This is a genomic window from Pseudomonas sp. B20, assembly GCF_020515755.1.
In the GTDB taxonomy this organism is placed as follows: domain Bacteria; phylum Pseudomonadota; class Gammaproteobacteria; order Pseudomonadales; family Pseudomonadaceae; genus Aquipseudomonas; species Aquipseudomonas syringae.
In genome coordinates this window covers 79,535-95,860 of record NZ_JAHPJG010000025.1, presented here as the reverse complement: position 1 = coordinate 95,860, position 16,326 = coordinate 79,535, and the positions used below count along the sequence as shown (strand labels likewise).

Sequence of the window (16,326 nt, the reverse complement as noted above, 5' to 3'; positions counted from 1 at the left end):
GAGCGCGAGCAGTTGCTTGAACAGTACAAGCAGCCCGGCAGCACCTACACGAGCGAGACACCGATTCATCTGCAATTCGAAGCCCGCGCCGCGCAACAACCAGACGCCGTGGCGCTGATGTTCGAAGAGCAGACCCTGAGCTATGGCGAACTCAACGCCCGCGCCAACCAGGTTGCCCATCGCCTGCTGGCTCACGGCGTTCGTCCGGATGATCGGGTGGCGATCTGCGTCGAACGCGGCCCGGCGATGATCATCGGCTTGCTGGGCATTCTCAAATCCGGCGCTGGGTACGTGCCACTGGACCCTGCATACCCCCTTGAACGGCTGGCCTACACCCTTGGTGACAGCGCGCCAGTAGCGTTGTTGAGTCAGCGGTCAGTGCAGGGCACCTTGCCGGCCTCGGAAGTGCCGGTGATCAGTCTCGACGATGACTTGCAGGGCGAATCCGTCTGCAATCCGCAGGTGCCGGTAAAGCCCACCAACCTGGCTTACGTGATCTACACCTCCGGCTCCACCGGTCTGCCCAAAGGTGTGATGGTCGAGCATCGCAACGTTGCGCGGCTGTTCTCGGCCACCGAAGAGTGGTTCAGCTTCAATGAGCAGGACGTGTGGGCGCTGTTCCATTCGTTCGCCTTCGACTTCTCGGTCTGGGAAATCTGGGGCGCATTGCTGCATGGCGGCCGTCTGTTGATCGTCCCGCAACTGGTCAGCCGCTCGCCCGAAGACTTCTATAACCTGCTGTGCAGTGCCGGAGTGACGGTGCTCAACCAGACGCCAAGTGCGTTCCGTCAGCTGATTGCTGCCCAGGCTGAAAACACCCGGGCACATTCGCTGCGTCAGGTTATTTTCGGTGGTGAAGCGCTGGAAACGGCGATGCTCAAGCCGTGGTACGCCCGGCAAGCGAACGCACGCACGCAACTGGTGAACATGTACGGCATCACCGAAACCACGGTGCATGTGACCTATTACCCGTTGCAGGCCGAAGACGCCCAGCGTCTCGGCGCCAGCCCGATCGGCAGGCGCATTCCCGACTTGCAACTGTATGTCCTCGATGCCCGCGGCGAACCTGTGCCGGTGGGTGTGGTCGGTGAGCTGTATGTGGGCGGCGCCGGTGTGGCTCGGGGCTACCTGAACCGTGAAGCACTGACCGCCGAACGTTTCCTCGATAACCCGTTCAGCCACGCAGCGAATGAGCGGATGTACCGTACCGGCGACCTGGGCCGCTGGCTGGCCGACGGTAGCCTTGAATACCTGGGGCGCAACGACGAGCAGGTGAAGATTCGTGGTTTCCGTATCGAACTGGGCGAGATCGAAGCGCGCCTGGCTGAATATCCTGACGTCCGCGATGCCGTGGTGTTGTGTCGTGAGGATGTGCCCGGGGACAAGCGTCTGGTGGCCTATGTCACGGCGCAGCAGCCGGAAAGCCTGCTGGACATCGAAAGCCTGCGCGAGCATCTGCAGGGTACATTGCCGGAGCACATGGTGCCCGCGGCCTACGTGCAACTCGATGAGTTGCCACTGACGGCCAACGGCAAGCTCGACCGCAAGGCGTTGCCGGTGCCCGACCGCTCGGCGCTGGCCAGTCGTGGCTACGCAGCACCTGAAAACGACACCGAGATGGCCATTGCGCGGATCTGGCAAGACCTGCTGCAACTGGATCAGGTCGGGCGGCATGACAACTTCTTCGAACTGGGCGGCCACTCACTGCTGGCCGTTAAACTGATCGAGCGCATGCGCCAGATCGATCTGGTTGCCGATGTGCGCGTGCTGTTCAGTCAGCCGACACTGTCCGCCCTGGCGGCAGCGGTGGGCGGCAAGGGTGCAGTAGAAGTACCCGCCAACCTTATTCCCGCCGGCTGTGAGCGCATCACCCCGGAGATGCTGCCTCTGGCCGCGCTGAGCCAGGATGACATCGACCGCGTGGTGGCAAGTGTGCCCGGCGGTCTGGCCAACGTGCAGGACATCTACGCGCTGGCGCCGCTGCAGGAAGGGATTTTGTATCACCACCTTGCAGCGACCGAGGGTGACCCGTACCTGCAATACGCATTGTTTGCCTTTGACAGCCTCGAGCGTCTGCACAGTTTCGCCCAGGCACTGCAAGGCGTGATCGACCGGCACGATATCCTGCGCACCGCTGTGCTTTGGGAGCGTCTCGATGCAGCGGTGCAAGTGATCTGGCGTGAAGCGCCTCTGGGTATGGATGAGTTGGTACTGAACCCGGCCGATGGCGACATCGCCGAACAACTGCTCAAGCGTCTGGACCCTCGTCACACGCGCCTCGACATTCGTCAGGCGCCGATGCTGCGCATCGGTTATGCACATGACGCGGAGAACGACCGCTGGCTGGGTATGCTGTTGTTCCATCACCTGGTGGACGACGCCACGTCGCTGCGCACGCTCACCAGCGAAATCGAGTCGTACATGCTCGGGCAGCAAGCTTCTCTGCCACCGTCCGTGCCTTACCGCAATTACGTGGCGCAGGCCATGCTCGGCGTGAGCCGCGAGGAGCACGAAGCGTTTTTCCGCGACATGCTCGGTGACATCGATGAGCCAACACTGCCGTTCGGCCTGCTGGACGTGCAGGGCGATGGTCGCGGTATCGAGGAAGCGCACCAGTCGGTCGACATGGACCTGAGCCGCCGCCTGCGCTTGCAGGCCCGTCAGTTCGGAGTCAGCTCCGCCAGTCTGTATCACCTGACATGGGCCCGTGTTCTGGGCGCCTTGTCAGGCAAAGATGATGTGGTGTTCGGCACCGTACTGCTCGGCCGCCTGCAGGGTGGTGCCGGGTCTGACCGGGCGCTGGGGATGTTCATCAACACCTTGCCGTTGCGTGTCACGCTGGGCGAGCAGGGCGTGCGCAGCGGTCTGAAGGCTACCCACGCCAGGCTCAGCGGGCTGCTTGCCCATGAACACGCCTCGCTGGTACTGGCACAGCGTTGCAGTGGCGTGTCCGCTTCAACGCCGCTGTTCAGCGCCTTGCTCAACTACCGGCATGTCGCCGCTGGGGCCAACCAGCAGACACTGGACGCCTGGCAAGGCATCGAAAGCCTGCGTGGCGAAGAACGCACCAACTATCCGCTGACCCTTTCAGTAAACGATGAGGGAACGGGCTTCAGTTTGACGATTCAAGCCAGTGCCAGCATCGACGCGCAACGCGTCTGCGCGTATGTGCAGACCACTCTGGAAAATGTGGTCAGCGCACTGGAGCAGTCCGGCGAGGTGCCGCTGGCAGGCTTGTCGGTTCTGTCGGCGGCAGAGCGTGAGCATCTGGTGCATGGCCTGAACGCTACTGCGCTGGATTACTCGCAACAGCAGACCATCCATGGGATGTTCGAAGCACAGGTAGAACGCACGCCCCAGGCGCTGGCAGTGGTCCACGGCGAGCAGCGTCTGACGTACCGCGAGCTTGACGAGCAGGCCAACCGCCTGGCCCACGCCTTGCGCAAGCAGGGTGTGCAGCCGGATTCGCGGGTCGGGATCTGCGTAGAGCGCGGTGCGGAGATGGTCGTCGGCTTGCTGGCGATTCTCAAGGCGGGTGGCGGCTATGTGCCGCTGGATCCAGCGTATCCGGTAGAACGCATCGCTTACATGTTGCAGGACAGCGCTCCGGCTGCAGTACTGGTTCAAACCGCGACTCAGGGCCTGCTGGCCGACATTTCGGTACCTGTGATCAATCTTGATCTGAGCAATTGGCAGGGCGAATCCGTCCAGAATCCGCAGGTGCCAGGGCTGACTTCGGCGCATCTGGCGTACCTGATCTACACCTCCGGTTCGACCGGTTTGCCGAAAGGCGTGATGATCGAACATCGCAATACCGTGAATTTCCTGACCTGGGCGCACACGGCTTTCGATGCGTCTGCTCTGGAAAAAACACTCTTCTCTACCTCGCTGAACTTCGACCTCGCGGTCTACGAGTGCTTTGCGCCGCTGACCTCGGGCGGCAGCATCAACGTGGTGAAAAACGTCCTTGAACTGCAATACGGCGAGCACGATATCGGCCTGATCAACACCGTACCGTCGGCGCTGAATGCGCTGCTGGAAGTCAACGGCCTGCCGGAATCGGTGCACACCGTGAACGTGGCGGGTGAAGCGCTGAAACGCAGCCTGGTGGAATCGCTGTTCGAGAAGACCGGCGTGCAGCGCCTGTGCAATCTCTACGGCCCATCTGAAACCACCACCTACTCAAGCTGGGTGGCGATGGATCGCGACGACGGCTTCGCTCCGCACATCGGCAAGCCGGTTGGCAATACACAGTTTTACTTGCTGGACGAGCAACAGCAGCCTGTGCCACTGGGTGTTGCGGGTGAAATCTATATCGGTGGCGCGGGTGTGGCGCGGGGTTATCTGAACCGTGACGACCTCACTGCCGAGCGCTTCCTCAAGGATCCGTTCAGCCCGCAGCCAGCGGCTCGCATGTACCGTACCGGCGACCTGGGGCGCTACCTGCCGGACGGCAATATCGAATACCTCGGTCGTAACGACGATCAGGTGAAGATCCGTGGCTTCCGTATCGAACTGGGTGAGATCGATGCATGCCTGGCCAAACACCCAGCCATTCATGAAGCTGTGGTGGCTGCCCGCGATGATGTACCGGGTGACAAGCGTCTGGTGGCCTATTACACCCTGAGCGCAGGGCATGCTCCGGTGGACATCGACAGCCTGCGCGGCTGGCTGCAGGAACAACTGCCGGCGCATATGATTCCGGTAGCCTATGTGCTGCTTGATGCACTGCCACTGACCCCGAACGGCAAGCTGGACCGCAAGGCCTTGCCGGCACCGGAAGCCGATGCGCTGATTCGTCGTGGTTACGAAGCTCCCCAAGGCGAAACCGAAACCCTGCTGGCGCGAATCTGGAGCGACTTGCTCCAGGTTGAACGTGTCAGTCGTCACGACCAGTTCTTCGAGCTGGGCGGCCATTCGTTGCTGGCGATGCGCCTGATTTCGCAGATTCGCCAGCAGTTGGGCGTCGAACTGAGCCTGGCCGCGTTGTTTGCCCACCCCGAACTGAACGCCCTGGCGCTGGCCATCGCGCAAGCCGGACGCAGCATCCTGCCGGATATCGTGCCGGTGGCACGCGATCAGGCCTGGCCATTGTCGTTCGGCCAGCAACGCCTGTGGTTCCTCGCCAAGATGGAAGGCGCCAGCGCGGCCTACCACATGCCCGTCGGCCTGAGCCTGCGTGGCGAGCTGGATCGCGCGGCGATGCAACGGGCGCTGGAGCGCATCGTGGCGCGCCATGAGGGCTTGCGCACCACCTTCATTCAGGGCGATGACGAACAGCCATTGCAACGGATCAGCCCGGCAGATGCCGGCTTCAACCTGCAACTGCACGATCTGCAAGGGTTGGTGGATGCTAAAGAGAAGCTTCAGGCACTGGCCAGTGAAGAGTCGCTGCAAAGCTTCGATCTGGAACAGGGCCCGTTGATCCGCGGCCGCCTGATTCGTATGGCGGAGGACCATCACGTCCTGCTGCTGACCATGCACCACATCGTTTCCGATGGCTGGTCGATTGGCGTGCTGACCCGTGAACTGGCCGCGCTCTATGCGGCATTCAGTCAGGGCCAGGACGACCCGCTGGCGCCACTGGCGCTGCAATACCTGGACTACGCGGTGTGGCAGCGTCGCTGGCTGAGCGGCGATCTGCTGCAGCAACAAAGCGATTACTGGCAGCAAACCCTGGCAGACGCTCCGGCGCTGCTGATGTTGCCTACCGATCGGGTACGTCCGGCGCAGCAGGACTATGCCGGCGCGGTGCTGCCCATCGTTTTCGACGAAGATCTGACTCGCGGCCTCAAAGCATTGAGCCAACGTCACGGCAGCACCCTGTTCATGACCGTCATGGCCGCCTGGGCCGCGCTGCTGGGACGTCTGTCCGGCCAGGACGACGTGGTCATCGGCACGCCAGTGGCCAACCGCACACGCAGTGAAGCCGAAGGACTGGTTGGCCTGTTCGTCAACACCCTGGCGATCCGCGTCGACCTCAGCGACAAACCCACGGCAGAAACGCTGCTCGCGCAGGTCAAGACCAACACGTTAGGCGCGCAGGACCATCAGGACCTGCCATTCGAGCAAGTGGTGGAAGTGATCAAGCCGGTGCGCAGCCTGTCGCACAGCCCGGTGTTCCAGGCCATGCTCAGCTGGCAGGACATGGGCGGCGGGGATTTCGCCCTCGGCGATCTGCAACTGGAAAGCCTGAGCGCAGGCCATACGCTGTCCAAGTTCGATCTCTCGCTGGACATCGGCGAAGCCCAGGGCCAGCTGTTCGGTTCGCTGGAATACGCCACCGCATTGTTCGATGAAAGCACCATCGCCCGTTATCTGGGCTACCTGCAGCGCTTGCTGCACGCCATGGTCGCCGATGACCGCCAGGTGCTTGAACACGTGCCACTGCTCGATACGGTGGAACGCAAGCATCTGCTGGTCGACCTTAACGCTACCGACGTGCCTTACCCGCGAGACGCCACGATTCATCAGCTGTTCGAAGAAAAGGTCCAGGCACAGCCCGACGCCATCGCCGTGGCTTTCCAGGCGCAGCGCTTGAGCTATGCCGAACTGAACCGTCAGGCCAACCGTCTCGCTCACCACCTGATAGGCCTGGGCATCGGTCCGGATGATCGGGTGGCGATCTGCGTCGAACGCGGAGTGAAAATGATCGTCGGGCTGCTCGGTGTACTCAAAGCCGGTGCCGCCTATGTGCCGCTGGACCCGGCTTACCCGGCCGAGCGCCTGGCGTACATGATCAACGACAGCCAGCCAGCGGCGTTGCTCACCCAGCGCGGCTTGCAGGAGCGTTTGCCTGCGCTGTCCATGCCGCTGGTACTGCTCGACGACGAGCATTGCCAGGGCTTCACCGAGTGTGATGACAACCCGATCGTACCGAGCCTCGGCGTGAGCAACCTGGCGTATGTGATCTACACCTCCGGTTCCACCGGCAATCCCAAGGGCGTGATGATCGAACACCGCGGTCTGGTCAACTACAGCGTCGATGCGGCACGACTGTTTGGCCTGTCCCAGAGCGACACGGTGCTGCAACAAAACACCCTTAACTTCGACCTGTCGGTGGAGGAGATCTTCCCGGCACTCCTGGCCGGTGCCACCCTGGCGCCAAGCCGCGAGATATTCGGCAGTGAAGGAACTGAAAATCACGGCATTTACCCGACCGTCCTGCATTTGACCGCCGCTCACTGGCACACCCTGGTCGCCGAATGGCACAACCAGCCGCAGGCTGGTGAACAACGCCTGGCCGAGGTACGCCTGATCAACGTCACAGGTGACGCATTGTCGGCACAGAAACTCAAGCTCTGGGATGAGGTGCGCCCGGCACACACGCGCCTGATCAACACTTACGGGCCGACCGAAGCGACGGTGTCCTGCACTGCGGCCTACGTCAGTCACGACGCCGTGGCCGGCAGCGAAGGCAGCGGCAACGCGACCATCGGCAAGCCGATGGCCAACACCCGCATCTACCTGCTCGACGCCCATCAGCAGCCGGTGCCATACGGCGTGGCCGGTGAGATCTTCATCGGTGGCGACGGCGTGGCACGCGGCTACCTGAACCTTGAAGCGGTCAACGCCGAGCGCTTCCTCGCGGATCCGTTCAGCGACAGCCCTGATGCCAGGATGTACAAAACCGGAGACCTGGCACGCTACATGGCTGACGGCCGTATCGAATACCTGGGGCGTAACGACTTCCAGGTCAAAGTGCGTGGTTTCCGTATCGAACTGGGCGAAATCGAAGCGCGTCTCGGCAGTTGCAAAGGGGTCAAGGAAGCGGTGGTGATCGCTCGGGAAGACAATCCCGGCGAAAAACGCCTCGTGGCCTACGTGATCGCCCTGCCACAAACAAACCTGGACGCCGCCAGACTGCGCGCCGAACTGGCGCCGCAACTGGCCGAGTACATGCTGCCAAGTGCGTTCGTGCTGCTTGATGCACTGCCGCTGACACCGAATCGCAAACTCGATCGCAAGGCCTTGCCAGCTCCAGCGTACGACGCCTATGCCAGTCGCGAACATGTCGCCCCGCAAGGCACCAGCGAAAAAGCCCTGGCGCAGATCTGGCAGAACCTGCTCAACCTGGAAGCGGTAGGGCGTCATGACCACTTCTTCGAACTGGGTGGGCACTCGCTGCTGGCAATGCGCCTGATTTCCCAGGTGCGTCAGCGCATGGGCGTCGAGCTGAGCCTGGCGGACATCTTCGCCCAACCGGAACTGGCGGCGCTGGCTCAGGTAGTGGCGCACGCTGCCGGCAGCAGCCAGCAACCCATCGTGCCGGTGTCCCGCGATCAGTCCTTGCCGCTGTCGTTTGCCCAGCAACGCCTGTGGTTCCTCGCGCAGCTGGACGGCGGCAGTGCGGCTTATCACATTCCGGCCGGTCTGCGTCTGCGCGGCAGCCTCGATCAAGTCGCCCTGAAGCGGGCGCTGGACCGTATCGTTGCGCGCCACGAGGCATTGCGTACGACCTTTGTCCAGGAGCAGGACCAGGATCCGCTGCAGTGCATCGCCCCGGCCGATATCGGCTTCAGCCTGCAACTGCAGGTGCTGACCGGGCAGGCCGATGCGGAACAACAACTGCTTGCCATCGCCGCAGAAGAGGCCGAAGAGGGCTTTGATCTGGTGAACGGCCCGCTGGTACGTGGACGCCTGGTATGCCTGGCCGATGACGACCATGTGTTGCTGGTGACCATGCACCACATCGTCTCTGACGGCTGGTCCGCCGGCGTGTTGACCCGTGAACTGGGCATGCTCTATGCAGCGTTCAGCGAAGGCGCCGAGGATCCGTTGCCTGCGTTGCCGGTGCAATACGCCGACTATGCGCTGTGGCAGCGCAACTGGCTGAGCGGCGACGTGCTGCAGCAACAGCGCCAGTACTGGCAGCAGACTCTGGCCGGCGCGCCGGCCTTGCTGACCTTGCCGACCGACCGGCCACGTCCCGCGCAACAGGACTACAGCGGTCAGTTGCTCGGGCTGGTACTCGACGCCGACCTGACCCGTGGCCTCAAGGCGCTGAGCCAGCGGCATGGCAGCAGCCTGTTCATGACGGTCATGGCCGCATGGGCTGCGCTGCTCGGACGTCTGGCCGGTCAGGACGACGTGGTGATCGGTACACCAGTGGCCAACCGCATGCGCGCCGAGGTGGAGGACCTGATCGGGTTCTTCGTCAACACCCTGGCCGTGCGTGTAGACCTCTCGGGGACACCGAGCGTGCAAAGCCTGTTGCAGCAGGTCAAACAGCAGACCCTGGCCGCCCAGGCGAATCAGGACCTGCCGTTCGAACAGGTGGTCGAGGTGGTTCGCCCACAACGCAGCCTGTCCCACAGTCCGATTTTCCAGGCCATGTTGTCGTGGCAGAACAACGAAGCGTCCGATCTGGCGCTTGGCGACATGACCCTGCAGGGCGTCGCAGTGGCTGGCCATACGGCCAAGTTCGACCTGACACTGGACATGACCGAGGTCGGCGATCAATTGATCGGCACGCTGGAATACGCCACGGCACTGTTCGACGAGAGCACCCTGCAGCGCTACATGGGCTACTTCCAACGCTTGCTCGAAGCGATGGTCGCCGACGACCGCCAGTTGCTGGAACAAGTGCCATTGCTTGATGCGGTGGAACGCCAGCATCTGCTGGTCGACCTTAATGCCACCGACGTGCCTTACCCGCAAGACGCCACGATTCATCAACTGTTCGAAGAAAAGGTTCAGGCACAGCCCGACGCCATCGCCGTGGCCTTCCAGGCGCAACGTTTGAGTTATGCCGAACTGAATCGTCAGGCCAACCGTCTGGCTCACCACCTGATCGGCCTGGGCATCGGCCCTGATGATCGCGTGGCGATCTGCGTCGAGCGCGGCGTGGAAATGATGGTCGGCCTGCTCGGTGTGCTCAAGGCCGGTGCTGCTTATGTACCGCTGGACCCGGCCTATCCGGCCGAGCGCCTGGCTTACATGATCAACGACAGCCAGCCAGCAGCATTGCTGACCCAGCGTGATCTGCGCAAGCGCTTGCCGACCCTGACCTTGCCAGTGGTGTTGCTCGACGACGATCAGCGCACCACCTTTACCGAGCGAAACGATAACCCGGTGGTGGAAGCCCTCGGCGTTAGCAACCTGGCTTATGTGATCTACACCTCGGGCTCCACCGGCAATCCGAAGGGCGTGATGATCGAGCATCGTGGCCTGGTCAACTACAGCGTCGATGCGGTGCGGCTGTTTGACTTGTCCTCAACCGACACCGTGCTGCAACAGAACACCCTGAACTTCGACCTGTCGGTGGAGGAAATCTTCCCCGCCTTGCTGGCGGGTGCCACTTTGGCGCCAAGTCGCGAGATCTTTGGCATCGAAGGAACTGAAACCCACGGCATTAAACCCACCGTCCTGCACCTGACCGCTGCGCACTGGCATACGCTGGTGGCCGAATGGCACAAACAGCCGCATGTCGCTGAGCAACGTCTGCAGCATGTGCGCTTGATCAACGTCACGGGTGACGCACTGTCGGCGCAGAAGCTCAAGCTCTGGGACGAGGTACGCCCGGCGCATACTCGCCTGATCAACACCTACGGTCCGACCGAGGCAACCGTTTCTTGCACCGCCGCCTACGTCAGCCACGACGCCGTGGCCGGCAGCGAGGGCAGCGGCAACGCGACCATCGGCAAGCCAATGGCCAACACGCGTATCTACCTGCTTGATGCTCACCAGCAGCCAGTGCCATACGGCGTGGCCGGTGAGATTTTCATCGGTGGCGATGGCGTGGCGCGGGGCTACCTGAACCTTGCCGAGGTCAACGCCGAGCGCTTCCTGGCGGATCCGTTCAGAGAAAGCCCTGAGGCCAGGATGTACAAAACCGGTGACCTGGCGCGCTACATGGCCGACGGTCGTATCGAGTACCTGGGGCGTAACGACTTCCAGGTCAAGGTGCGCGGTTTCCGTATCGAACTGGGCGAAATCGAGGCACGTCTGGGCAATTGCGCCGGGGTCAAGGAAGCGGTGGTGATCGCTCGGGAAGACAATCCGGGAGATAAACGACTCGTGGCCTACGTGATCGCCCAGCCACAAGCGGACCTGGATGCCGCCAGCCTGCGCGCTGAGCTGGCGCCGCAGTTGGCCGAGTACATGCTGCCGAGTGCGTTCGTGGTCCTCGACGCCTTGCCGTTGACGCCGAACCGCAAGCTTGACCGCAGCGCCTTGCCAGCCCCGCAAGCCGAGGCCTTTGCCAGCCGCGAACACGTGGAGCCGCAAGGCGACACCGAGCTGGCGCTGGCGCAGATCTGGCAGAACCTGCTCGACCTGGAACAGGTGGGCCGTCACGACCAGTTCTTCGAACTGGGCGGCCACTCGCTGCTGGCGATGCGTCTGATTTCCCAGGTGCGCCAGCACTTGAGCGTCGAGCTCGGCCTGGCGGATATCTTCGCTCAGCCTGAACTGGCCGCCATGGCACGGATACTCGCCGAAGCCAAAGACAGCGTTCAGCCACCTATCGTACCGGTGCCTCGCGACCAGACCTTGCCGTTGTCGTTTGCCCAGCAGCGTCTGTGGTTCCTCGCACAGCTGGAAGGCGGCAGCGCGGCTTACCATATTCCGGCAGGGCTGCGTCTACGTGGCACTCTGGATAACCCTGCGCTGGAGAGGGCGCTGGACCGTATCGTCGCCCGCCACGAAGTGCTGCGTACGACCTTTGTGCAAGAGCAGGACCAGGATCCGGTGCAGCGCATCGCCCCGGCCGATATCGGTTTCAGCCTGCAACTGCAGGTGCTGACCGGGCAGGCGGATGCTGAACAGCAACTGCTCGCCATCACCGCTGCCGAGGCCAACGAGGGCTTCGATCTGCTCAACGGTCCGCTGGTACGCGGGCGTCTGGTGCGCATGGCCGAGGACGATCACGTGTTGCTGGTGACCATGCACCATATCGTCTCCGACGGCTGGTCTGCGGATGTGTTGACCCGTGAGCTGAGTGCGCTCTATGCGGCGTTCAGTGCCGGTGCCGAAGATCCGTTGCCCGCTTTGCCGGTGCAATACGCCGACTATGCCGTGTGGCAGCGCAACTGGCTGAGCGGCGACGTGCTGCAGCAACAGCGTCAGTACTGGCAGCAGACCCTGGGTAGCGCGCCAGCCTTGCTGACCTTGCCGACCGACCGGCCACGCCCGGCACAACAGGACTACAGCGGCAACATTCGCGGCCTGGTACTTGATGCGGAGCTGACCAGCGGCCTCAAGGCCCTGAGCCAGCGGCATGGCAGCACCCTGTTCATGACCGTGATGGTCGCATGGGCCTCGCTGCTGGGGCGTCTGGCCAGTCAGGACGATGTGGTGATCGGTACACCGGTGGCCAATCGACTGCGTGCCGAAGTGGAGGACCTGATCGGGTTCTTCGTCAACACCCTGGCGATACGCGTCGATCTGTCCGGCGCACCCAGCGTCGAAGCGTTGATGCAGCAGGTCAAGCGTCAGACGCTGGCGGCGCAGACTCATCAGGACCTGCCGTTCGAACAGGTGGTCGAGGTGGTTCGTCCGCAACGCAGCCTGTCCCACAGCCCGATCTTCCAGGCCATGTTGTCCTGGCAGAACAACGAAACGTCCGATCTGGCGCTGGGCACCATGAACCTGCAAGGCGTGGCGGTGAACGACCACACGGCCAAGTTCGATCTGGTGCTGGACATGACCGAGGTTGGCGATCAATTGATCGGCACGCTGGAATACGCCACGGCGCTGTTCGACGAAAGTACCATGGTCCGTTATCTGGGCTATTTCCAACGCCTGCTGGAAGCCATGGTCGCCAATGAACACCGCATACTGCAACACGTGCCATTGGTGGATGCGGTCGAGCGCGAGCACCTGTTGAGCGGTCTTAATGCAACCGACCGTGCTTACCCTCAGGGTCAGCTGATGCATCGCCTTTTCGAGGCGCATGCAGCATCTCGACCTCAGGCGCTTGCGGCCCGTCAGGGTGAGCAGACGCTGACCTACGCCGAACTCGACAGCCGCGCCAACGCCCTGGCTCAGCACTTGCGCCAGCGCGGCGTGCAAGCGGGAACCCGAGTGGCGATCCTGCTGGATCGTTCGGTGGAGCTGCTGACCGGTATGCTGGCCACGCTCAAGTGCGGCGCGGCTTACCTGGCGCTGGATCGCCTGGCCCCCGACGAACGTGTGCGCTTCATGCTCCAGGACAGCGAAGCAACCCTGTTGCTGACCCGCAGCGAGCTGACGGCACCTGAAACGACGCCGAGACTCGATCTGGACACTCTGGATCTGGCAGTGGCTAAACAGGGGCCAGTCACCCTTGCAGATGAAGTAGCAGGCGAAACGCCGGCGTGCATCATCTACACCTCCGGTTCCACCGGCATACCAAAGGGCGTGATCGTGACCCACAACGGCATTGTGCGGCTGGTGCGGGACAACTACGACTTCCGTGCCGATGACCGCGTGGCGTTTTCCTCCAACCCGGCGTTCGACGCCAGCAGCCCGGAGATCTGGGGTGCGTTGCTCAATGGTGGTCAGTCGATAATCGTCGAGCCCTCCGTGTTGCTTGAACCGGCAGCCTTTGCCGCCTTGCTCAAACGCCATGCAGTGACGGTGATGTTCAGTTCGACCGCCTTGTTCAACCTGTATGCCGGGTTGATTCCCGAGGCTCTGGCGGGCTTGCGCATGCTGGAGTGCGGTGGCGAACGGGCGGATCCGGCGTCGTTCCGCCGGGTACGTGAGCATTCGTCCCAGGTGCGCCTGTTCAACGGCTACGGCCCGACCGAGGGCACGACCTGCGCCACGCGTTACGAAGTGTTCGACGTGCAGCCGGGCACCTTGAGCCTGCCAATCGGCAAACCCAACGCCAACGTGCGCATCTATCTGCTCGACGCATGCGGCGAGCCGGTGCCGATGGGCAGCGTCGGCGAGATCTACATCGGCGGTGTTGGCGTCGCGCTTGGCTACCTGAACCGCCCGGAACTGACCGCCGAACGCTTCAGCGACGACCCGTTCAGTCAGCAGGCGGGCGCGCGGCTCTATCGCACCGGCGACCTGGCGCGCTGGTTGCCGGACGGCAACCTCGAATACCTGGCGCGCAATGATGGTCAGGTGAAGGTCCGCGGCTTCCGCGTCGAGCTTGGGGAAGTCGAAAGCAGCCTGCATGGGTGCGATGGCGTGCGCAACTCCGTGGTGGTGGCGCGCGAAGACAGCCCGGGCGACACGCGTCTGGTGGCGTATTACACCGTGCACGCTGACGTTGAAGCCCTCGAGTCGGAGGCCCTGCGTGCACAACTGAGCGCCAGCTTGCCGGAATACATGGTCCCGAGCGTATTCATCTGCCTGCCAGACTTGCCGCTGACGCTCAATGGCAAGGTGGATGTCCAGGCATTGCCAGCGCCGACAGCGGATCAGTTCGCGAGCCATGCGTTTGAAGCCCCGGCAGGGGAGTTGGAGATTCGTCTGGCGAAAGCCTGGGCGGAGGTACTCGAATTACAGCAGGTGGGACGTCATGACAGCTTCTTCGATCTCGGCGGTCACTCGCTGATGGCCGTGCGACTGGTCAACCAACTGGTGCAGAGTGGTTTGCCGGTGTCCCTGGCCGACGTTTTCCAGCATGCCAGTGTGGCGGCCCTGGCCAGCTTGCTGGGCAGCCGCAGCCAAGAGGTTGCAGCGCAGCTTCATGAGCAACTGGTGCCGGTGCGCACCACCGGCAACCAGCGTCCGCTGTTCCTGGTCCACGAATTCACCGGCCAGGATGTGCACTTCGCGGCGCTGGCGGTTCACATCGACAGCGATATTCCGGTCTACGGGTTGAGCGGCATCCCGCTCGGTCAGGAACAGTTGCTGACCATGGAATGCCTGGCGACGCGCTTGCTGGGTGCGATGCGCAGCGTTCAGCCGCACGGACCTTATCGCCTGGCGGGCTGGTCCTTCGGTGGGCTTCTGGCCTACGAAATCGCCATCCAGCTGGAGGGCATGGACGAGGAGGTGGAATTTATCGGCATGCTCGACACCTACATGCCGCGTCTGGTGGATCAGGGTCGCGAGCGCTGGGACCTGCAGACCGCCCACCGTCAGCACCTGCTGGAACACTGCGAGCAGTTCTGGAAAGCCCGAGGCGAATGCGAGCAGGCTCTGGAGGCCCTGGAGCGAGTGCGTGCAAACCGGCAGGCCTTTGATTTCGCCGGGCTCCTGCAGCACTGCCGTGAGCAGGGTGCACTGCCGCCGGAGCTGGACCTCTACACGAACGAGGGTCTTTGCCAGTACCTCGACCGTGAGGTGGCCCACGGTCATGCGCAGGCCAATTACACGGTTTACCCCAACAGCGTGCCGCTGCACCTGTTCACTGCCAGCGAGTGGCAACCCAACTCGCAGAAACACAGCGGTTACCTGGGTTGGGACAGCGTACTGTCAGTCAGTCAGTTGCGCAGTATCAAGGTGGCGGGCGATCACTTGAGCATGATGAAGCCGCCGCATATCGAGGGCCTGGGTCAGGCGATCAGCCAGGCGCTGGCTGATCTGCCCGATCGGCCACGGGGGGCTGACAGCGCCCACCGGCCGTTGCTGACGATTCAGGGCGGACGTCGCGATCACGCGCCGGTGTTCTGTGTACCGGGAGCAGGGGACAGTGTGACCGGCTTCATCGGCCTGGCCGATGCACTGGGCCCGCACTGGCCGATCCACGGGCTGCAACCGCGCGGGCTGGATGGCCGCACGGTGCCTTACAGCCTGGTGGAAACTGCCGCCGAAGCGTATCTGCAAGCACTCGACAGCACTCACCCCGAAGGGCCGGTGCATCTGCTGGGTCATTCGTTCGGCGGCTGGGTGGCGTTTGAAATGGCCCAGCGCCTGACGGCACATGGCCGCGAAGTGGCTTCGCTGACTCTGATCGACAGCGAGTCACCGGGCGGCAACGGGGTGGTGGGCAAACCTTACACCGCGATAGGCGTGCTGGAACGTTTGATCGAGACCATGGAACTGGCTGCGGGCAAGTTGCTGGGCATCGATCGTGCGGCCTTCCGGGCCCAGGACGATGTCGGCCAGATGCGCTTGTTGCATGCCGGGATGGTGCGCGCAGGGATGTTGCCGCAGCGTTCGTCGCCGGACGCAATGCGCGGGCCTGCACGGGCCTTCGGTACGGCCCTGCGCACACGTTATCAACCATCGCAGATCTACACCGGGCCGGTGCGTCTGGTGCTGGCCGATGACCCGGTGCTGGATGCGGCGGGCAATCAGCGCGAACAACAGGCGATGGTCAGCGGCTGGCGCCGGTGTGCCCCGGATCTCACTGTCTGGCGTGGGCCGGGCAACCATTTCACCATCCTCAAGGCGCAGCATGTACGGCATCTGGCGAACTGGTGGCTACCCCATGAATAA

At 63.0% G+C, this 16,326-nt stretch carries 1 protein-coding gene (running past one end of the window); it reads left to right on the top strand.

Features of this window, described 5'->3' with window-relative positions:
* Positions 1-16,326, top strand: part of the annotated coding region (sypC, locus tag LIX91_RS22125) for a syringopeptin non-ribosomal peptide synthetase SypC (protein WP_226489160.1) (this coding region is incomplete at its 5' end). 11,883 nt of the annotated region lie to the left of the window's left edge; 16,326 of its 28,209 annotated nt are in view.